17 protein-coding genes are annotated in these 20,256 nt (G+C 61.1%); 8 read left to right on the forward strand and 9 right to left on the reverse strand.

Annotated elements, in window-relative coordinates:
* Positions 1-105 precede the first annotated feature (105 nt).
* A complete protein-coding gene (gene yjgA, locus ACZ89E_RS18075) occupies positions 106-630 on the forward strand; it encodes a ribosome biogenesis factor YjgA (protein WP_149657591.1) in 525 nt (174 codons plus the stop codon).
* Positions 631-678: 48 nt separating this feature from the next.
* Here yjgA and tldD read toward each other — a convergent pair whose 3' ends face one another.
* From tldD to mreB, 8 genes are all read right to left on the reverse strand, one after another.
* Entirely contained in the window at positions 679-2,121 is a 1,443-nt protein-coding gene (tldD, locus tag ACZ89E_RS18080; RefSeq protein WP_123405271.1) for a metalloprotease TldD, read from the reverse strand.
* An 18-nt stretch (positions 2,122-2,139) separates the two neighbouring features.
* Positions 2,140-2,988, reverse strand: coding sequence for a carbon-nitrogen hydrolase family protein (locus ACZ89E_RS18085; RefSeq protein WP_476256170.1), 849 nt, complete (start codon positions 2,986-2,988; stop codon positions 2,140-2,142).
* Positions 2,989-3,157: 169 nt separating this feature from the next.
* On the reverse strand, positions 3,158-6,961 hold the full coding sequence (locus tag ACZ89E_RS18090; RefSeq protein WP_476256171.1) for a YhdP family protein: 3,804 nt from the start codon (positions 6,959-6,961) through the stop codon (positions 3,158-3,160).
* Between the two features lie 75 nt (positions 6,962-7,036).
* Positions 7,037-8,494, reverse strand: coding sequence for a ribonuclease G (gene rng / locus ACZ89E_RS18095; protein ID WP_149657594.1), 1,458 nt, complete (start codon positions 8,492-8,494; stop codon positions 7,037-7,039).
* 57 nt (positions 8,495-8,551) lie between these two features.
* The gene (locus ACZ89E_RS18100; RefSeq protein ID WP_476256172.1) at positions 8,552-9,148 is read right to left on the reverse strand and encodes a Maf family protein; all 597 of its coding nucleotides are present in this window, start codon (positions 9,146-9,148) and stop codon (positions 8,552-8,554) included.
* A 44-nt stretch (positions 9,149-9,192) separates the two neighbouring features.
* Positions 9,193-9,684 (reverse strand): rod shape-determining protein MreD, encoded by a 492-nt coding sequence (gene mreD, locus ACZ89E_RS18105; protein WP_133838528.1) that lies wholly within the window; start codon positions 9,682-9,684, stop codon positions 9,193-9,195.
* Positions 9,684-10,748: a rod shape-determining protein MreC gene (mreC, locus tag ACZ89E_RS18110; RefSeq protein WP_372242322.1), complete on the reverse strand. Its 1,065-nt coding sequence runs from the start codon at positions 10,746-10,748 to the stop codon at positions 9,684-9,686. Before mreC ends, mreD begins: the two co-directional genes overlap by 1 nt.
* 189 nt (positions 10,749-10,937) lie before the next feature.
* Complete coding sequence (mreB, locus tag ACZ89E_RS18115) at positions 10,938-11,975, reverse strand: rod shape-determining protein MreB (RefSeq protein ID WP_002555108.1); 1,038 nt, start codon at positions 11,973-11,975, stop codon at positions 10,938-10,940.
* A 211-nt stretch (positions 11,976-12,186) separates the two neighbouring features.
* Between mreB and gatC the strand changes: the two genes are divergently transcribed.
* The 7 genes from gatC (at position 12,187) to ACZ89E_RS18150 (ending at position 19,182) form a co-directional block, all read left to right on the forward strand.
* The gene (gene gatC / locus ACZ89E_RS18120) at positions 12,187-12,474 is read left to right on the forward strand and encodes an Asp-tRNA(Asn)/Glu-tRNA(Gln) amidotransferase subunit GatC (protein WP_007901429.1); all 288 of its coding nucleotides are present in this window, start codon (positions 12,187-12,189) and stop codon (positions 12,472-12,474) included.
* Between the two features lie 16 nt (positions 12,475-12,490).
* Complete coding sequence (gene gatA / locus ACZ89E_RS18125; RefSeq protein WP_123516360.1) at positions 12,491-13,942, forward strand: Asp-tRNA(Asn)/Glu-tRNA(Gln) amidotransferase subunit GatA; 1,452 nt, start codon at positions 12,491-12,493, stop codon at positions 13,940-13,942.
* Between the two features lie 10 nt (positions 13,943-13,952).
* Positions 13,953-15,398 carry an Asp-tRNA(Asn)/Glu-tRNA(Gln) amidotransferase subunit GatB gene (gatB, locus tag ACZ89E_RS18130; RefSeq protein ID WP_463259401.1) on the forward strand — a complete coding sequence of 482 codons (1,446 nt, stop codon included), beginning with the start codon at positions 13,953-13,955 and terminating at the stop codon, positions 15,396-15,398.
* 146 nt (positions 15,399-15,544) lie between these two features.
* Positions 15,545-15,919 carry a septal ring lytic transglycosylase RlpA family protein gene (locus tag ACZ89E_RS18135; protein WP_149657598.1) on the forward strand — a complete coding sequence of 125 codons (375 nt, stop codon included), beginning with the start codon at positions 15,545-15,547 and terminating at the stop codon, positions 15,917-15,919.
* A gap of 46 nt (positions 15,920-15,965) precedes the next feature.
* Positions 15,966-17,027: a calcium/sodium antiporter gene (locus ACZ89E_RS18140; protein WP_476257060.1), complete on the forward strand. Its 1,062-nt coding sequence runs from the start codon at positions 15,966-15,968 to the stop codon at positions 17,025-17,027.
* Entirely contained in the window at positions 17,024-17,404 is a 381-nt protein-coding gene (locus ACZ89E_RS18145) for a carboxymuconolactone decarboxylase family protein (protein ID WP_149657600.1), read from the forward strand. The genes ACZ89E_RS18140 and ACZ89E_RS18145 overlap by 4 nt, the downstream gene beginning before the upstream one ends.
* A gap of 188 nt (positions 17,405-17,592) precedes the next feature.
* Entirely contained in the window at positions 17,593-19,182 is a 1,590-nt protein-coding gene (locus ACZ89E_RS18150; protein WP_476256173.1) for a S8 family serine peptidase, read from the forward strand.
* On the opposite strand, the gene ACZ89E_RS18155 is transcribed toward ACZ89E_RS18150, so the two are convergent.
* Entirely contained in the window at positions 19,179-20,120 is a 942-nt protein-coding gene (locus tag ACZ89E_RS18155; protein ID WP_133838521.1) for an AEC family transporter, read from the reverse strand. The genes ACZ89E_RS18150 and ACZ89E_RS18155 overlap by 4 nt on opposite strands.
* Positions 20,121-20,256 lie beyond the last annotated feature (136 nt).

Raw genomic sequence — 20,256 nt, forward strand, 5'->3', positions numbered from 1 at the left:
TGTTCTCCACTCAAATTCTGCTTTCGGTAAGGCCTTCGAGCGACCGGGCCGGACAAGCGGCCCCCGACTGGTTATCATGGCGGCGTTTCTTTGCGGACGGCCACCATGGTTGATTCTTACGACGACTCCCTCGATACGGGAGAAAAAAGCAAATCCCAGGTTAAACGCGAGCTGCATGCTCTGGTTGACCTCGGCGAACGCCTTACAACGCTCAAGCCTGACTTGCTGGCAAAACTGCCGTTGACCGACGCCATGCGCCGGGCCCTGGCCGATGCGCCCAAGCACACCGCGAATATCGCGCGTAAACGGCACCTGATGTTCATCGGCAAATTGATGCGCGATCAGGACACTGACGCCATTTTCAAGCTGCTCGATCAACTCGATGCCTCCACCCGGCAGTACAACGAACGTTTCCACGGCCTGGAACGCTGGCGCGATCGCTTGATCACGGGCGACGATGCAGTCCTGGAGAAGTTCGTGCTCGACTACCCGGAGGCTGATCGTCAACAGTTGCGCTCCCTGATCCGTCAGGCCCAGCACGAACTGGCGACCAACAAGCCACCGGCATCGAGCCGTAAAGTCTTCAAGTACATCCGTGAGCTGGACGAGACTCAACGCGGTCTGCGTTAAGTCCCGAATCGGGTGAACCGCCAAGCGGTTCACCCGAAGCTCCATCCATCAGGATCCTGTGCCACCCACAGTGATCGCATCGATTTTCAGCGTTGGCTGGCCGACACCCACCGGCACCGACTGCCCATCCTTCCCGCACGTCCCCACACCACTGTCCAGCGCCAGGTCGTTACCGACCATCGACACTTTGCTCATGGCTTCCGGGCCGTTGCCGATCAACGTCGCGCCTTTGACCGGGGCCGTGATCTTGCCGTCTTCGATCAGATACGCCTCGCTGGTGGAGAACACGAATTTGCCGCTGGTGATGTCCACCTGGCCGCCGCCGAGGTTGGCGCAATAGATACCGCGCTTGACCGATTTGATGATTTCTTCCGGGTCGCTTTCACCCGCCAGCATGTAGGTGTTGGTCATCCGTGGCATCGGCAGGTGCGCGTAGGATTCGCGACGACCGTTACCGGTACGGGCAACGCCCATCAGCCGTGCGTTGAGCTTGTCCTGCATATAGCCCTTGAGCACACCGTTTTCGATCAGCGTGGTGCACTCGGTCGGGGTGCCTTCGTCATCGACGCTCAACGAACCACGACGCCCGGCCAACGTGCCGTCATCGACGATGGTGCACAGCTTGGACGCAACCATCTCGCCCATGCGCCCGCTGTAAGCAGAACTGCCTTTACGGTTGAAGTCGCCTTCCAGACCATGGCCGACCGCTTCGTGCAGCAGTACGCCGGACCAGCCCGAACCCAGCACCACCGGCAACGTGCCGGCCGGTGCCGGAATCGCTTCCAGGTTCACCAGCGCCTGACGCAAGGCTTCACGGGCATAACCCATGGCGCGGTCGTCGCTGAGGAAATAACGGTAATCAGTGCGACCGCCGCCGCCATGGCCACCGCGTTCGCGGCGCCCGTTCTGCTCGACGATCACGCTGACGTTGAAGCGCACCAACGGCCGCACATCCGCCGCCAGGCTGCCGTCGGTGGACGCGACAAGAATGCGCTCCCAAACCCCGGCCATGCTCACGGTGACTTGCTGGATACGCGGGTCGAGGGCGCGAGTCGCGACATCGATGCGCTTGAGCAGGTCGACTTTCTCGGCGCGGGTCAGCACTTCCAACGGGTTGTCCGGCCCGTACAACTGGGCGACATCCTGGGTGGTGAACGCTTGCACCGTGCCGTTCTGCCCGGCGCGGGAGATCGAACGGGCAGCACGGGCCGCTGCGCCGAGGGCTTCGAGGGTGATGGCATTGCTGTAGGCAAAACCGGTCTTCTCACCGGATTGCGCACGCACGCCGACACCCTGGTCGAGGTTGAAGCTGCCTTCCTTGACGATCCCGTCTTCCAGCGCCCAGGACTCGGAAATCTGGCCCTGGAAATACAGATCGGCAGCATCGATGCCCGGGCCGGCCAGATCGCCGAGCACACTTTGCAGGCTCTCGATCGTCACGCCGCCGGGCGCTAACAGGTGGTCACTGACTGAGGACAACAACTCGCTCATATGCTTTACGCCTTAAATTCATCGTTCTGAGGCAGGTCGCTGGGCGCCCTGCGAGAAAAAGCGCCGGTGACTGGACACCGGCATCCGCGCCCGGATGGACGCCTGTTCGCTGCTGTCGCGTTCGGCCAGCAGCACGGCCTCGCCTTGATCCTGTTGCGCCAGAACGCGGCCCCACGGGTCGACGATGGCGGCATGTCCGTAAGTCTCTCGCGGCCCCGGATGGGTGCCACCTTGAGCGGCCGCGAGCACATAACACTGGGTTTCGATGGCCCGTGCACGGATCAGCACATCCCAGTGGGCCGCGCCGGTCACGGCGGTAAAGGCCGAGGGTGCGGTGATCAACTCCGCACCGGCAGCGCGCAATTCGCTGTACAGCTCCGGGAAACGCAGGTCGTAACACACGCTCAGGCCGACTCGACCGACGGGTGTGTCCGCCACCACGACGCCACTGCCATAAGCATAGTCATCGGATTCACGGTAACGCCCGCGATTGTCCGCCACATCGACGTCGAACAGGTGCAACTTGTCGTACCGCGCGACGGTTTCGCCCTGGTCATCCACCAGCAGCGAGCAGGCATGCACTTTCGCCGTCGGCTGATCCACCGGCGGCAATGGCAAGGTGCCGGCGACTATCCATAACTTGAGGGCGCGGGCGGTCTGTTTCAACCACGGCAGGATCGGGCCTTCGCCCATGGCTTCGGCGCGGCCGATGTCGGCGATGTCGCGACGGCCCATGGCCGCGAAGTTTTCCGGCAGCACCGCGAGCCGTGCGCCGGCGTTTGCCGCTTGTTCAAGCAGGCGCCGGGCCTGGGCCAGATTAGCCAGCACATCGCTCTGGCTGACCATTTGAATCACCGCTACAGACATGGCCATTCCTTATTCAAAACAACACATGACCCGTAGGCGAGGCTTGCCCGCGAACCGATACACCGCAGGGTGTCAGGAAACACGCCTTCGCGGGCAAGTCGGATCGCCGCACCGCTCGCTCCTACAAGGATTAGCGCCATGCTACTCCATCAACCCAGAGCGTGTTTTTTCAAAACGGCTTGTCCAGGGTGATCTTCGGCTCTTTCCACGGCCCCTTGACGCTGTACTTCACGCTGGCAAAACGCGCCACGCGGTCGCCAATCAGTTTGTCGATCAGGAACAACGCACCGCCAATGGCCGGCGCGCCGACAATCAGCGCGGCAATCGGCAGGTTGTTGGTCAGGGGCAAGGTCACCAGCAACTTGGCATCGACCTGATCGCCGACCAGATCCAGGGTGCCATTGAGTTCCAGGTTGCTCGACGGACCGGTCAACAGGATCGGCTCGCGGGTCACGTACACGCCGTTGCTTGCCACCAGCAGGCCCTTGACCCGGTCGTAGCTCAGGCCTTTGCCGAACAGGTCGGAGAAGTCCAGGCGCAGACGGCGGCCGATGGAGTTGAAATTGAGCAGGCCGAACACTCGCAACGCCTGGGCGCTGCCTTCGACTTCGACAAACTGACCTTTATTCAGCGACGCATCGAGGCTGCCGGAGAAGCGTTTGGTGGCCAGCCACGCCGGCGAACCGGGCCAGCGACCGTCGACATCCATATGAAACTCTTCACTGGTCACGCTCGGCGCAAAGCCCCAGCCCTTGAGCACATCGGCCAGGTTCTTGCCGCTGATCCGGCCCTTGTACCAACTGTTGGTCGCGCCCGGCGTGCCTTCCCAGCCACCGCTGCCCTGCAACAGGATGCCCTTGAGACCCATGTCCAGGGTATTGAGGGCGATGCCCTTGGCGGTCGGGCGGATTTTCAGTGACCAGGCGCCGACCAGGTCATTGCCCTGGAACAGCTGATTGATGGTGATATCCAGCGCCGGGATCTTGGTCGGGTCCACCGAGACCAGCGGGTCCGGCGAGTTTTCGTCGGCCAGCACGGTCGGATCCGGCGCCGGCAACCGTACGTATTGCAGATTGATCGCAATCGGCGCGGCTTTCGCGTCGGGGATCGTCGCGCTGCCCTTGGCCTGCTGACTGTCGAGCTGCAACGCCCAAGCCGACGGTTTGCGGTTCAACTGCACCGACACCTGATCGAGGGTTGGCCCTATGCCACTGAGCTTGCCGACCTTGAAATCCGCGCCGCTGAGCAACTGCTTGGCGCTGCCACCCGGGTCCTGGCCGGCGTACTTGTCCGCCAGCTCTTTCCACGGGCCGACATCCAGCTCCGACAGCACACCGCTGATACGCAGGCCCTTGGCGTTCGGCAAGACGGCGGTGCCGTTACCGAGGAACAATTCTCCGCGACCGTCGGCAAAATTGCCGGGGGGTGACGCGAACGTGAAGTTCGCCAGGTCGCCATACGTGACGCCGTAACGCCGCTCCGGCCCTTGCAGGGACATGCGGAACACCGTGTCACGCCCCACATCGGCGGCCATGCCGAACGGCGCGGGCAGATCGATGGCAACCCCTTTGAGATTCGAGCTGACGACCAATTGGCTGTCGGCGCCATTGAGGTTCAGTTGCAACTGATACGGGACGACGCCGGACACAGGCAACGGCTGGGTCACGTTCAGCCAGTCGGTGAGTTTCTTCACCTCGACCTGACCGGACGCCGTGACCCGGGTATTGAGCTTGCCCGGGCTGCCATCGGCAAAAATCTGCGCGCTCACCGGTTTGTCGAAAGCCCGCGCAGTGATGTTCTGCCCGCTCAAGCCCTTGGTGCTGTCGAAACGGAAATCGCCTTTGAGCTGCGTCAGTTCCAACGTCGGTTCGGCCAGTTTCAGCCTCGCCTTGGCAGTCTTGAAGTCGACCAGGATTTTCGGCAGCTCGCCCTTGGCCAACGGAATGTCCAGTTTGAGCTTGCCCTGCAGGTCGCCTTCGCCTTCCCAACCGGCAAAAGTGTCAGCGGTGCCGATCGGCGCTTGCTGCAGAATCTTCAGGCCATCGCCCAAGCCGCCGGCAAACCCGCCGTCGAGGAACAGGTGGACGTTTTGCCCGGCCGGCACGTGGGGGATGTTGACGTAGATGTCGCTGACCTGGGTGTCGAGCAATTGCCCCTTGCTGGCCAGGATCCGCACACCGCTGTCTTCGATGAAGACATCGCCACTGACCTTGCTCACGTGCGGCCAACCTGGCTGGAACGCCAGTTCGGCGTCATGCACCTTGAAGAACAGGCTGATGCTGCGCGCCGTGTCTTCGGCGCCATGATTGAGCGAGCCCTGGTACTGGAAGAACCCCTGGTCCACCGCGCCCTTGAGGATCGCCGTGCGCAGCCATTCGTCCAGTGCCGGGCTGAGCACGGTGGGCAGGTACTTGGCGGTGTATTTGCCGTCGCCGTCCACCAGGCCGACCCGCAGGTCCATGTAGTCTTCCTGGGTGCGATCGAAATGCAGGCGGATCAGGAAGTCGCCGGCAATCTTGCCCTCTTCGCCCAATACTTTCAGGTACGGCGCGATCAGGGTGAAGCCGTCTTTATCGAGTTTCCAGGTCAGCCGGGCATTGGCCTGGATGTATTGCCATGGCTTGGCGAAAATCGGGTCCAGGTGCAGGGAAAAGTCCTTACTGTCCATGCGCAGCTCGCCGTGACCGAGGTCGCCGCTGATGCTGCCGCTGACATTTCGCGCCGCCGGAGCGCCGTGATAGGCGTCGAAGCCGACGCGCTCCAGGTTGGCGGCGAAACCGAATTTGCTGTCGTCGGTGGCGTTGGGCCGAAAATCCATCAACACGTTACGCAGGGCGCCGGTAACCTTGAGCTTCTCGACGGCGGTGGCCACGCCTTCCGGCAACGGCCCCAGCGCATTGAGCAGCGGCGTCAGCGGGGTCAGGTCGAGACGGTCGGCTTGCAGGTGCCAGAGCTCCGCGGTCTTGTCCGTGGCGACGCTTTGCTTGAGTTGCAGATGGGTTTCCCAGCGCGTGTCGCCAAAGTTCATCGACAAGGAATCAAGGGTCACCAGGGCGCCTTCGTCACTGCGCTGGAAGTAGCCGTTGAGGGCAAAATTGTTGATCTGGATTGGCTTGCGCTCGGCGTAGGCGCCCTTGAGTTGCGGGGCGTTGAGACGAATCGCCGCGCTTTGCACCGCGCCCTCGCCCCAGGTCAGCCACAGCTCGCCGCCGGCCTTGATCTCGGAGAAATTCCACTGCCGGGTCAGGCCTGCGGGCAACCATTTCGACCAGTCGCTTTGCGGCAGGCTCAGGTAAGCCTCGGCTGCACCGTCCTTCCATGCACTGGCGCGCACACGGGTGCGCAGGCTCATGGCCACAGGCTGGCCATCAGGCAGGGTCAGGCGCGCGTCGAGTCGCTGACGGGAAGCGCCGGTTTGCAGATTCAGGCCGACGTAAGTCAAGGTCAGCGGCTCATGGTCCAGCGGCTGCAAAGTGATCTGGCTGTCGAGCACCGACAGCTGTTGGACCATCTGCATGCGATTGAGCAGTTGCGCCGGGTCCATGGGCTGGTCTTGCTGCACCGGCAAACCTTCCAGCGCCCACTGGCCGTCCTCACCTTCCTTGAGGCTGATCTTCAGGCCATTGAGTTCCAGGTGGGCAATGCGCACTTCGCGCGCCAACAGGCTGGCCCACAGATCCGGCACGGCCCGCACGTTGTCCAGGCGCAGGGCATTGGTGCCCGCGCCGACCGTCACGTCGTGCGCCAGCAGGATCGGCGCAAAACCGCTCCACCTGCCTTCCAGCTTGCCGATTTGCAGCGGCATGCCCAGCGCTTCAGTGCCTTTGGTCTCGATGTCGGCGCGGTATTCGGCCACCAGCGGCGCCAGCTCTCGGCCGAGACTGACGTACAACGCCATCAGCACCAGAACCAACGCACACAGGCCCAGCCCCCAGCGGGTCAGTGCAGCCAAAATGCGTGTCAGACGGTCCATGTCAGGTGGCTCCCATGGCAAAAATACTGCAAAAAGCTGAGGCCAGCCGTTCTAGTCGCGGTGAAACCTGGAGATTCAGAGCAGCACCACGTCGTATTGTTCCTGGGAATACATGGTTTCGACCTGGAACCGAATGGTGCGGCCGATAAACCCTTCCAGCTCGGCGACGTTGCCCGACTCTTCATCGAGCAAACGGTCCACCACTTTCTGATTCGCCAATACACGATAGCCTTCGGCCTGATAGGCGCGGGCTTCGCGGAGGATTTCGCGGAAAATTTCGTAGCAGACCGTTTCCGGTGTCTTCAACTTGCCGCGGCCCTGGCAACTGCTGCACGGTTCGCACAGCACCTGTTCGAGACTTTCGCGGGTGCGTTTGCGGGTCATCTGCACCAGGCCCAACTCGGTGATGCCGATGATGTTGGTCTTGGCGTGATCGCGTTCCAACTGCTTCTCAAGGGTGCGCAGCACCTGGCGCTGGTGCTCTTCATCTTCCATGTCGATGAAGTCGATGATGATGATCCCACCGAGGTTACGCAGGCGCAGTTGGCGGGCGATGGCGGTGGCGGCTTCGAGGTTGGTCTTGAAGATCGTTTCTTCGAGATTGCGATGACCGACGAACGCCCCGGTGTTGACGTCGATGGTGCTCATGGCTTCTGCCGGGTCCACCACCAGATAACCGCCGGACTTGAGCGGCACTTTGCGCTCCAGGGCTTTCTGGATTTCGTCTTCGACGCCGTACAGGTCAAAAATCGGCCGCTCGCCGGGGTAGTGCTCAAGGCGATCCGCGATTTCCGGCATCAGTTCGGCGACAAATAGCGTGGTTTTCTGGAAGGTTTCCCGGGAGTCGATGCGGATCTTCTCGATCTTCGGGCTCACCAGGTCACGCAAGGTGCGCAGAGCCAGGCCGAGGTCTTCGTAGATCACACTTGGCGCGCCGATGGTTTTGATCTGGGCGTTGATCTGGTCCCACAGCCGGCGCAGGTAGCGGATGTCCATGAGGATTTCATCGGCCCCGGCCCCTTCGGCGGCGGTGCGCAGGATGAAACCGCCAGCTTCCTTGATGCCTTCCTTGGCCACGCAATCGGTGACCACTTGCTTGAGGCGTTCGCGCTCGGCTTCGTCTTCGATCTTCAGGGAAATGCCGACGTGGGCCGTGCGCGGCATGTACACCAGATAACGCGACGGGATCGACAGTTGGGTGGTCAGGCGCGCGCCTTTGGAGCCGATCGGGTCCTTGGTGACTTGCACTACCAGGCTCTGGCCTTCGTGCACCAGGCTGCTGATGCTTTCGACCGCCGGGCCTTCGCGCAGGGAGATTTCCGAGGCATGAATAAATGCGGCGCGGTCCAGGCCGATGTCGACGAACGCCGCCTGCATGCCCGGCAGCACCCGCACGACCTTGCCTTTATAGATGTTGCCGACGATCCCGCGCTTTTGCGTGCGTTCGACATGAACCTCTTGCAGAACACCGTTTTCGACCACCGCCACGCGCGATTCCATCGGCGTGATGTTGATCAGAATCTCTTCACTCATGGCAGGGTCTCGTTCAGGCATGTTCACGAAAATGGCCGCATCTAGTCAGTACGACGCTTAGCGCGCGTTTAGGGTTTGCCAACAGGGTATGCCGAAATGGCCGAGGAGTTCTGCGGTTTCGCACAGCGGCAATCCGACCACCGCCGAATAGCTGCCATCGAGCCCGGCGACAAACACCGCGCCAAGTCCTTGAATCCCATAGCCGCCGGCCTTGTCCCGGGGTTCGCCGCTGGCCCAATAGGCCGCTGCTTCCTCGCGGCTGATGTCACGAAACCGCACCCGGCTGCGCACCACCCGCGACTCGCAACGCTCACCTTCGAGCACGGCAATCGCCGTCAGCACTTCGTGTTCATGCCCTGCCAACAGCATAAGCATGGCGCAAGCGTCGGCATCGTCCACCGGCTTGCCGAGAATTTTCCCGTCCAGCACCACGGCGGTGTCCGCGCCCAATACACAGAACGCTGCGTCGGACACGACAGTGCCGCGCCCGGCCTCGGCCTTGCCGCGCGCCAGGCGCTCGACATAGGCCGATGGGGTTTCGTTGTGCAAAGGGGTTTCGTCGATGTCCGCACTGATGGCGGAGAACGGCACGCCGATCTGCGTGAGCAGTTCACGCCGACGCGGCGAGCCTGAGGCGAGGTAAAGCAATTTCATCCAGACATCTCCCTTGTCGAGGTGCGGGCAAATGCCTGACCGAATTAATTGATCTTGTAGCGCCGACGCAGTCCACGCAAACCGAAGCTGATCCACGGCCAGAGCAGCGCACTCACCAGTGCCGGAAGTACCAGCGCCAAGGTTGGCTGACGGTTGCCGGTCAGGGCGCTGAGCCACAACTGCACCAATTGCGCGAGGCCGAAAATCACCAGGATCACCAGGCACTGCTGCCACATCGGGAACATGCGCAGACGTTGTTGCAGCGACAGCACGAGGAAGGTGATGAGCGTCAGGATCAACGCATTCTGGCCCAGCAAGGTGCCGTAGAGCACGTCTTCGGCCAGCCCCAGGCAAAACGCGGTGACCATGCCGACGGTTTGCGGCAAGGCCAGCGCCCAGAACGCCAGCAGCAAGGCCAGCCACAAGGGGCGCAGGATTTCCATGAACTGCGGCAGCGGCGAAACGCTGAGCAGCAGGCCGATGGCGAAGGTCAGCCAGACGATCCAGCCGTTACGCGATGAAGTAGCGCCCGCCATTATTCTCGTCCCCCAGTGGTGGCCGGTGCAGTGACTGGCGGTTTGGCAGCAGGTTTCGGGGCAGCCGGTTTGGCGACAGGTTTGGCCGCACGGGTGCTGGCCGCAGGCTTGGTCGGTGTCGTTGCAGTGGGCGTTGTGACCGCTGGTGCGGTGACTGGCGCGGCAACGGCCGGAACTGGCACGACGGCTGGAATCGGTTTCGGCACCGTGGCCGGAATGATCGGCCCGCCGCCGTGCTGGTCCAGCGCTTCCTGGGCCTGGGCGGCTTCGTTAGCGCGTTCTTCGGCAGTGCGACCATCGCTGAATACCAGCAACAGATAACGGCTGCGGTTCAAGGCCGCAGTCGGTACGGCGCGGACGATGGCAAACGGCTGGCCGGAATCGTGAATCACTTCCTTGACCGTCGCCACCGGGTAACCCGCCGGGAAGCGCTGGCCGAGGCCGGAGCTGACCAGCAGATCGCCTTCTTTAATGTCGGCGGTGTCGGCGACGTGACGCAGTTCCAGGCGCTCCGGGTTGCCGGTACCGCTGGCAATCGCCCGCAGGCCGTTACGGTTCACCTGCACCGGGATGCTGTGGGTCGTGTCGGTCAACAACAGCACGCGGGAGGTGTAGGGCATCAACTCCACCACCTGGCCCATCAAGCCACGGGCGTCGAGCACCGGCTGGCCGAGGACCACACCGTCGCGCTCACCTTTGTTGATGATGATGCGATGGGTGAAGGGGTTGGGGTCCATGCCGATCAACTCGGCCACTTCGACCTTCTCGTTGACCAGCGCGGAGGAATTGAGCAACTCGCGCAGCCGAACGTTCTGCTCGGTGAGGGCGGCAAGCTTCTGCATACGGCCCTGCAACAGCAGGTTTTCGGTCTTGAGTTTTTCGTTCTCGGCAACCAGTTCGGTACGGCTGCCGAATTGGCTGGCCACACCTTGCCATAGCCGCTGTGGCAGGTCGGTGATCCAGTAGGACTGCATCAGCACCAGCGACATCTGGCTACGCACTGGCTTGAGCAGTGTGAAGCGGGCATCGACCACCATCAGCGCGACCGAAAGCACGACCAGCACCAATAAGCGCACGCCCAGTGAGGGGCCTTTGGCGAAAAGCGGTTTAATAAGCCGCTCCTCCCAGGCAAATGTTCTCTTTATTCATACGGCATCAAACCGGCCTGGATGCAGACTGACAGAAGATAAACGCAACAGGCAGCACTGCAAAGTGCTGCCTGCGCGCTCACAGCATAGAGGTGTCGGACGAGATCACTCGCTCGACAGCAGATCCATGGTGTGTTTATCCATCATTTCCAGGGCACGACCACCGCCGCGAGCCACGCAGGTCAGCGGATCTTCGGCAACGATCACCGGCAGACCGGTTTCCTGGGCCAGCAACTTGTCGAGGTCGCGCAGCAAGGCGCCACCACCGGTCAGCACCAGGCCACGCTCGGCGATGTCGGAAGCCAATTCCGGCGGCGATTGCTCCAGGGCACTTTTCACAGCCTGAACGATGGTGGCCAGGGACTCTTGCAGAGCTTCCAGCACTTCATTGGAGTTCAGGGTGAATGCGCGTGGAACGCCTTCAGCCAGGTTACGGCCACGAACGTCGACTTCGCGAACTTCGCCGCCCGGGTAGGCGGTACCGATTTCCTGCTTGATGCGCTCGGCGGTGGATTCGCCGATCAGGCTGCCGTAGTTGCGACGCACGTAGGTGATGATCGCTTCGTCGAAGCGGTCGCCGCCAACCCGTACGGACTCGGCGTAAACCACACCGTTCAGGGAGATCAGCGCGATTTCAGTGGTACCACCACCGATATCGACCACCATCGAACCGCGCGCTTCTTCAACCGGCAGGCCGGCGCCGATCGCAGCAGCCATCGGCTCTTCGATCAGGAACACTTCACGGGCACCGGCACCAAGGGCCGACTCACGGATGGCACGACGCTCGACCTGGGTCGATTTGCATGGAACGCAGATCAGCACGCGAGGGCTAGGCTGCAGGAAGCTGTTTTCGTGAACCTTGTTGATAAAGTACTGCAGCATCTTTTCGCAGACGCTGAAGTCGGCGATCACGCCGTCTTTCATCGGACGAATGGCGGCAATGTTGCCCGGCGTACGGCCGAGCATGCGCTTGGCCTCGGTGCCGACAGCAACGACACTTTTCTGGTTACCGTGTGTCCGAATAGCCACAACGGAGGGCTCATTCAGGACGATTCCGCGCTCGCGCACGTAAATAAGGGTGTTGGCAGTGCCCAGGTCAATGGAAAGATCGCTGGAAAACATGCCACGCAGTTTCTTGAACATGGGAAAGGGACCCTAGGCAACGCGTGGGTAAAAAAGTGCGGCAAACTCTAACAACGACAGGGATTTTGGGCAAGGCGCCAATATGTTAAATTGGCCGCTTTTCTGTGCACCAACCCCCACAATCGCGGCCTTATGACCGTAGAAATGCGGTAGTGTTCCGACAATCTAACACACGGACGCCGTCCGTTCTGTTTTCCACTGGAGAATCGCAATGGCGCTTGAACGCTCCGACGTGGAAAAAATCGCTCATCTGGCCTGCCTTGGCCTGAATGATGCCGATCTTCCACACATCACTTCGGCCCTGAACAGCATTCTTGGGCTGGTCGACGAAATGCAGGCGGTCAATACCGACGGTATCGAGCCGCTGGCCCACCCACTGGAAGCCAGCCAGCGCCTGCGTGCCGACGTTGTGACCGAGACCAATCATCGCGAGGCCTATCAGTCCATCGCACCAGCGGTCGAAAACGGCCTGTACCTGGTTCCGAAAGTCATCGACTAAAGGGAAAGAGCCTGCAATGCATCAAATGACTCTGGCCGAGATCGCCCGCGGTCTCGCCGATAAAAAGTTTTCTTCCGAAGAGCTGACCAAAGTCCTGCTGGCGCGCATCGCCCAGCTCGATCCACAGCTCAACAGTTTCATCAGCCTCACCGAAGACCTGGCGCTCCAGCAGGCGAAAGCCGCTGACGCACGCCGCGCCAATGGTGAGAGCGGCGCCCTGCTCGGCGCGCCGATCGCCCATAAAGACCTGTTCTGCACCCAGGGCATCCGCACCAGCTGCGGCTCGAAGATGCTCGACAACTTTAAAGCACCGTACGACGCCACCGTGGTCGCCAAACTGGCCGCTGCCGGCGCTGTGACCCTTGGCAAGACCAACATGGACGAATTCGCCATGGGTTCGGCCAACGAGTCGAGCTACTACGGCGCGGTGAAAAACCCGTGGAACCTGGAACACGTGCCGGGCGGTTCGTCCGGTGGTTCGGCCGCTGCCGTTGCCGCGCGCCTGCTGCCAGCCGCGACCGCCACCGACACCGGCGGCTCGATCCGCCAACCCGCTGCGTTCACCAACCTCACCGGCCTGAAACCGACGTACGGTCGCGTTTCGCGCTGGGGCATGATCGCCTACGCCTCCAGCCTCGATCAGGGCGGCCCGTTGGCACGCACTGCCGAAGACTGCGCGATTCTGCTGCAAGGCATGGCCGGTTTTGATGCCAATGATTCCACCAGCATCGACGAACCGGTGCCGGATTACAGCGCCAGCCTCAACACCTCGTTGCAAGGCCTGCGCATCGGCGTGCCGAAGGAATACTTCAGCGCCGGTCTCGACCCGCGCATTGCCGAGCTGATCCACACCAGCATTAAAGAGCTGGAAAAGCTCGGTGCCGTGATCAAGGAAATCAGCCTGCCGAACATGCAGCACGCGATTCCTGCGTACTACGTAATCGCCCCGGCAGAAGCGTCCTCCAACCTGTCGCGTTTCGACGGCGTGCGTTTCGGCTATCGCTGCGAAGACCCGAAAAACCTGGAAGACCTGTACAAGCGTTCCCGTGGCGAAGGTTTTGGCGCCGAAGTACAGCGCCGGATCATGGTCGGTGCCTACGCGCTGTCGGCCGGTTACTACGACGCCTACTACCTGAAGGCGCAGAAGATCCGTCGCCTGGTGAAAAACGACTTCATGGCCGCCTTCAATGAGGTCGACATCATCCTCGGCCCAACCACGCCGAACCCGGCCTGGAAGCTCGGCGCCAAGAACAGCGACCCGGTCGCTGCCTATCTGGAAGACGTCTACACCATCACCGCCAACCTCGCGGGCCTGCCGGGCTTGTCCATGCCGGCCGGTTTTGTCGACGGTCTGCCGGTCGGCGTGCAATTGCTCGCCCCGTATTTCCAGGAAGGTCGCCTGTTGAACGTTGCCCACCAGTATCAGCTCAACACTGACTGGCACACCCGCACCCCAACCGGCTTCTGAGGAGAAACACATGCAATGGGAAGTCGTGATCGGGCTGGAGATTCATACCCAGCTCACCACCCGGTCGAAAATTTTTTCCGGTAGTTCCACCACCTTCGGTTCCGAGCCGAACACCCAGGCCAGCCTGGTAGACCTGGGCATGCCCGGCGTGCTGCCGGTGCTGAACCAGGAAGCGGTACGCATGGCGGTGATGTTCGGCCTGGCCATCGATGCCGAAATCGGCCAGCACAACGTGTTCGCCCGTAAAAACTATTTCTACCCGGACCTGCCCAAGGGCTACCAGATCAGCCAGATGGAATTGCCGATCGTCGGCAAGGGCCACCTGGACATCGCCATGGAAGACGGCACGATCAAACGTGTCGGCGTGACCCGTGCGCACCTGGAAGAAGACGCCGGTAAAAGCCTGCACGAAGAGTTCAACGGCGCCACCGGCATCGACCTGAACCGTGCCGGCACGCCGCTGCTGGAAATCGTCTCCGAGCCGGACATGCGCAGCGCCAAGGAAGCCGTGGCCTACGTCAAGACCGTCCACGCGCTGGTGCGTTACCTGGGCATCTGCGACGGCAACATGGCCGAAGGTTCGCTGCGTTGCGACTGCAACGTGTCGATCCGTCCGAAAGGCCAGGTTGAATTCGGCACCCGCTGCGAGATCAAGAACGTCAACTCGTTCCGCTTTATCGAGAAGGCGATCAACAGCGAAGTGCGCCGTCAGATCGAGCTGATCGAAGACGGCGGCAAAGTGATCCAGCAGACCCGCCTGTACGATCCGAACAAGGACGAAACCCGTCCGATGCGCAGTAAAGAGGAAGCCAACGACTACCGTTACTTCCCCGATCCGGACCTGCTGCCAGTGGTGATTGAGGACTCATTCCTCAAGGACGTGCGCGCCACCCTGCCGGAATTGCCACCGCAGAAACGCGAGCGCTTCCAGGCGCAGTTCGGTCTGTCGGTGTATGACGCCAGCGTCCTGGCCACCAGCCGCGAGCAAGCCGATTACTTCGAGAAAGTCGTAAGCATCGGCGGCGACGCCAAACTCGCGGCCAACTGGGTGATGGTTGAACTGGGCAGCCTGTTGAACAAACAGGGCCTGGACATCGAACAGTCGCCGGTCTCGGCCGAGCAACTGGGCGGCATGCTGCTGCGCATCACCGACAACACCATCTCCGGCAAAATCGCCAAGGTTGTGTTTGAGGCGATGGCCAACGGCGAAGGCAGCGCGGACGAGATCATCGACAAGCGCGGCCTCAAGCAAGTGACCGACAGCGGCGCCATCTCGGCGGTGCTGGACGAGATGCTCGCGGCCAACGCCGAACAGGTTGAACAGTACCGCGCGGCAGACGAAGCCAAACGCGGCAAGATGTTCGGCTTCTTCGTCGGCCAGGCCATGAAAGCCTCCAAAGGCAAGGCCAACCCGCAACAGGTCAACGAACTGCTGAAAAGCAAGCTCGAAGGCTAAACCGTGGTCTTGGGCCCGAGGATCGTTCCCACGCTCTGCGTGGGAATGCCGCCCCGGACGCTCCGCGTCCATCGCAATGTGACGCAGAGCGTCACGGGATGCGTTCCCACGCGGGAGCGTGGGAACGATCACTTGGGAGCTTTTGAATGAAGCGTCTACTGGGCGCCTGCGCCCTGCTCTCCCTGCTGGCCGGTTGCGCCAGCAACGACATCATCGACCCACACGGTTACGACAAGACCGGCACCGCGTCCTATTACGGCGCCAGACACCAAGGTAAACGCACCGCCAGCGGTGAGCGTTTCGACAAGAATTCCCTGACCGCCGCCCATCGCCAGTTGCCCTTCGGCACGCGGGTGAAGGTCACCAATCTGAATAACGACAAATCCTGCGTGGTGCGCATCAATGATCGCGGGCCGCATACCCGTGGGCGCCTGATCGATCTGTCTCACGAAGCCGCCGAGCGGCTGGGCATGCTGCGCGCCGGTACCGCACGGGTTCGCGTGCAAGCCCTCGACGATTGACGGAGCCGAGACCATTTACGGATTAGAAGACATCCCTCTGCTGAGCCTGATCGAACTGCTCAGCGGCCTGTTTCTATTGATCGCCGGCGCCGAGCTGATGGTGCGCGCCGCCGTGCGCCTGGCCGCGCGCCTGCATGTGCGGCCGCTGATCATCGGCCTGACCATCGTCGCCCTCGGCAGCAGCGCCCCGCAAATGGCGGTCAGCCTGCAGGCCATGCTGGCGCAAAACCCTGACATCGCCGTCGGCAGCGTGATCGGCAGCAGCATCTTCAACATCCTCGTCACCCTCGGTCTGTCGGCGCTGATCATTCCGTTGCGGGTCTCGCGCCAGCTTGTTCGGCTGGACATTCCGCTGATGATCGGCGCCAGCCTGTTGGTCTGTGTATTGGCCTGGAACGAAGAACTGACCCGCACCGACGGTGTCATCCTGCTGACCGCGCTGGTGGTTTACCTGGGTTTGCTGTTGCGCCAGTCGCGGCACTCGACCCGGCCACAATCGACTCACGAGGCCACCGCACAAGCCCCGTGGATCACCAGCCTGCTGATGATCGTCGCCGGCCTGGGGATGCTGGTGTATGCCGGTCATTTGCTGCTGGGCGCTGCGGTGTCGGTCGCTACCGATCTGGGGCTGTCAGAGCGCGTCATCGGCCTGACCATCGTCGCCATCAGCACCTCCCTGCCGGAACTGGCCACCTCGCTGATCGCCGCCCTGCGCGGTCAGCGGGAGATTGCCGTGGGCAATGTGATCGGCAGCAACTTGTTCAACCTGTTGGGCGTGCTGGGCTTTACCGCCTTGGTGGCGCCGTCGCCGCTGTCGGTGTCGCCCAATGCCCTGGATTTCGATCTGCCGGTGATGCTCGGCGTCGCCACGCTGTGCCTGCCGGTGTTCTATTCCGGTTATCGGGTGACCCGGGCCGAGGGCCTGCTGTTTCTGGGTTTGTACCTGGCCTACGGGTTGCACGTGGTGTCGTTCACCACCGGCATGCCCCTGGCCGGCAAGCTTGAACATTTGATGCTGATTTTCGTCCTGCCGGCGCTGGTGGCGTTCTTGCTGTTCACGTCGCTGCGCGCCTGGCGCCGCCAACACCACAAGAGGGATGTGCCATGACCGACAACAAGAAGCCCGGCGTTGAAGTACGCCGCCAAGTGATGGGCGATGCGTTCGTCGACCGCGCACTGGGCAATGCCACCGAGTTCAGCCAACCGCTGCAGGATTTCGTCAACGAACACGCCTGGGGCAGCGTCTGGAACCGTGAGGGTTTGCCCTTGAAAACCCGCAGCCTGATCACCCTCGCCGCGCTGACCGCGTTGAAGTGCCCGCAGGAGTTGAAAGGTCACGTGCGTGGCGCGCTGAACAATGGCTGCACCGTGGAAGAGATTCGTGAAGCGCTGCTGCATTGCGCGGTGTATGCCGGGGTGCCGGCGGCGATTGATGCGTTTCGCGCGGCGCAGGAAGTGATCGAAACCTACAAGCCGGTACAGTAAGGCGTTCTGCCACTCGAACCGGGAGACGATCCAGTCTTCTGGTTTGTCCTGACTCACAAGTTTGCCCGCCAGATAGCCATTCGTCGAAACTGGTATTTCTGACAGTCGAAAATCCTCCATCCCTATTCAACAATCTGCCTGTCTGCAGCGAGTTCCCCCACGCCTATCAAATGACAGGGACAAGAGCCATGAAACCCGACCTGATGATATTCAGTAGCGTTGAATTTGATGGAAAAATCCACGTTAGATACATCGGCGTAAAAGCCTTCAAGCACATTCAGTATCACCTGCAACGAGCGGGTAAGACGGTCGCGCAGATTGACTCACTAACAAAAGATGAAACCCTGAGCTTTGATAATCAGCCAGCCGGTACTTATAAGGCTACCTGCCGACTGACGCTGGATGATGGAACACTGGCGACTGGCGAATCGATGGAAATCAATATATCCCCGATTTCTCAGCCCTATCCCGTTGCGCCTGCCGTGAACCAACGGCCCAGCAAATCTCTTAAAGGTGGTCACTGGCTCTATGAAGGTATCGAACATCATTTCCTTGAGGTCAAGTTTCAACCTGGCGGTCTGGCGAAGCTTGAACACGAGTCTGCCAAAGTGCTGTCCATCTTCAACGGCATCAAGCATACGCTCCGCTTCAGGCTGGTTTTTTCGGCGGTGACCACGCGTAAAAAGGGTCTTGAGGCATTTTCCGATTTCTACCGGATTGACGGCGTTATCCCAAAAGAGGACTTGATCCCGATCGCAACGGAGTTGGAAACCCTGGACTATGTTATTTACTGTTCCGTCACACCGGACACTAAATCGATGAAAGCGCCGGAACTTCCCGCGCTGGCGGCTGAGGGCATTGAGGAACAAGAACAACTGACAAGCACAGACACCCCCACGCCGGACTTTACCCAACTGCAAACTTACGTTGATGCCCCTCGTGGGATGAACATCCGCAGCATCTGGGATGAACGGCATGGCGCCGGTGCAACCGTGCACCATCTTGATTTCGGTGTGTATAAAAACCATGAAGACCTGACCAATGTTCAGGTGATCACTAGTCGTTTGGAAACCGAAGATTGCAACCACGGGACAGCCTCCTGTGGCTGTGTGGTTGGAACCGACAACAGCTTTGGGGTCAAGGGCATAGCGCACGGCTGCCGCTTTCTTTTCTACGACACGGGGGATCTTGATTTAATTGTTCAGAACGCCGAGTTGGCCGACATTGTGGCCCTGGACATCGAATTCAATGACAGCATCCGTGGCCGTCTGCCCGTGATCGACAGTAAGTCATGGTGGGACAAAATTCACGCGCTGACCCAGCGCCATGTCACCGTTCTGCTCGCCGCCGCCAACGGTGCAATGAATCTGAGCGAAAGCGCTATGAATGATTGGGGTGACAGCGGCGGCACACTGGTGGGTGCTTGCACACCCAGCACCGGGCGCCGTAGATCAACGTCCAACTACAACCACTACTCTCTGTGGCTCAATTCATGGGGTGACTCAGTGACGACTACCGGTTATGGACATCTGCAAAACCGAGGCATCAACGCAAGCTACACCTCTTCCTATTCAGGAACCTCGAGTGCAACCCCACTGTGTGCGGCAGCCCTGGCGATCGTGCAAGGTTATGCGCTGTCGGAAAGGCGCGAATACTATCCACCGCTAGTCTTCAGGGAAGCCGCCATGTACTACGGCTATGATGAGGGCGCAGTCGACGGGGTCGGCTATCGACCGAATGTCGCCCGCTGGCTGAGCGACCTGGAAGCGAAACGCTAAATCCACCCACCCCACTGCAACACAAAGATCCCGATATTGGTGGTCACCGCGGCCATCAATGTCGTAATCACAATAATCGCCGCCGCCAATTCATGGTTGCCGTTGGCCTGACGCGCCATGACAAAACTCGCCGCCGCCGTCGGGCTGCCGAAGTACAGAAACAAGATCCCCAGCTCCGCCCCACGAAAACCCCACAGCCACGCGCCTACGGTCGCCAGCACCGGCAGGCCGATCATCTTCACCAGGCTTGAGCTCAGCGCCATGTTGCCGCTTTTGCGCAACGCCGCCAGGGACAAGGTGCCGCCGATGCAGATCAGCGCCAACGGCAAGGTGGTTTGCGCCAGGTACTGGCCTGAAGTCTCCAGCCAGCCCGGCAAACTGAGCTTGAAATAGGCAAATGGCGCCGCCGCAAACACGCTGATGATCAGCGGGTTGCTGAACACGCTTTTGCAGATGCTCCACGGATCGGACTTGATCACCGGGCTGTACACCGCCAACACGATGGTCGAGAGGGTGTTGTAAAACAGGATCACCAACGCCGCGAGAATCGCCCCGAGGGAAATCCCGTAGTCGCCGTACATGCTCGCGGCCAGCGCCAGGCCAATCACCCCGTTGTTGCCGCGAAACGCGCCTTGGGTGTAGATGCCCCGGTCTTCCCGCGGACACTTCCAGATCGCCCAGCCCCAGGCGATGGCGAAACTCGCCAGGGTCGCCACCGAAAAGTAGATCAGTAGCGCCGGCTGCAATGCAGCGTGCAGGTCGGCATGCAGGATGCCGAGGAACAGCAACGCCGGCATGGTGACATTGAACACCAGGGCCGAGGCGGTGTGGATGAAGTTGTCGTTGATCCAGTCGATGCGCTTGAGCAGCACACCCAGAAACAGCATGGCAAACACCGGCGCGGTGATGTTCAGGGTTTCGAGGAAGATTGCCAGCATGCCGGAGGGGACCTTGGGTGGGCGTCATTAAGGGCGAATGATATGCCACGGAAGACATCGGCGTCTGGGAGAACGCCTTCGCGGGCAAGCCTCGCTCCTACAGGTTCGGTGGTCTGTAGGAGCGAGCGGTGCGACG

The organism is Pseudomonas sp. TE3899 (assembly GCF_056279105.1).

Excerpts from the sequence above, each read along its gene's own strand:
- tldD (WP_123405271.1), bottom strand. The coding sequence starts at position 2,121 with ATGAGCGAGTTGTTGTCCTCAGTCAGTGACCACCTGTTAGCGCCCGGC.
- mreD (WP_133838528.1), bottom strand. The coding sequence starts at position 9,684 with ATGGCGGGCGCTACTTCATCGCGTAACGGCTGGATCGTCTGGCTGACC.
- ACZ89E_RS18135 (WP_149657598.1), top strand. The coding sequence starts at position 15,545 with ATGAAGCGTCTACTGGGCGCCTGCGCCCTGCTCTCCCTGCTGGCCGGT.
- ACZ89E_RS18145 (WP_149657600.1), top strand. The coding sequence starts at position 17,024 with ATGACCGACAACAAGAAGCCCGGCGTTGAAGTACGCCGCCAAGTGATG.
- ACZ89E_RS18085 (WP_476256170.1), bottom strand. The coding sequence starts at position 2,988 with ATGTCTGTAGCGGTGATTCAAATGGTCAGCCAGAGCGATGTGCTGGCT.
- rng (WP_149657594.1), bottom strand. The coding sequence starts at position 8,494 with ATGAGTGAAGAGATTCTGATCAACATCACGCCGATGGAATCGCGCGTG.
- ACZ89E_RS18150 (WP_476256173.1), top strand. The coding sequence starts at position 17,593 with ATGAAACCCGACCTGATGATATTCAGTAGCGTTGAATTTGATGGAAAA.
- gatA (WP_123516360.1), top strand. The coding sequence starts at position 12,491 with ATGCATCAAATGACTCTGGCCGAGATCGCCCGCGGTCTCGCCGATAAA.
- ACZ89E_RS18090 (WP_476256171.1), bottom strand. The coding sequence starts at position 6,961 with ATGGACCGTCTGACACGCATTTTGGCTGCACTGACCCGCTGGGGGCTG.
- gatC (WP_007901429.1), top strand. The coding sequence starts at position 12,187 with ATGGCGCTTGAACGCTCCGACGTGGAAAAAATCGCTCATCTGGCCTGC.
- gatB (WP_463259401.1), top strand. The coding sequence starts at position 13,953 with ATGCAATGGGAAGTCGTGATCGGGCTGGAGATTCATACCCAGCTCACC.
- ACZ89E_RS18100 (WP_476256172.1), bottom strand. The coding sequence starts at position 9,148 with ATGAAATTGCTTTACCTCGCCTCAGGCTCGCCGCGTCGGCGTGAACTG.
- yjgA (WP_149657591.1), top strand. The coding sequence starts at position 106 with ATGGTTGATTCTTACGACGACTCCCTCGATACGGGAGAAAAAAGCAAA.
- ACZ89E_RS18155 (WP_133838521.1), bottom strand. The coding sequence starts at position 20,120 with ATGCTGGCAATCTTCCTCGAAACCCTGAACATCACCGCGCCGGTGTTT.
- mreB (WP_002555108.1), bottom strand. The coding sequence starts at position 11,975 with ATGTTCAAGAAACTGCGTGGCATGTTTTCCAGCGATCTTTCCATTGAC.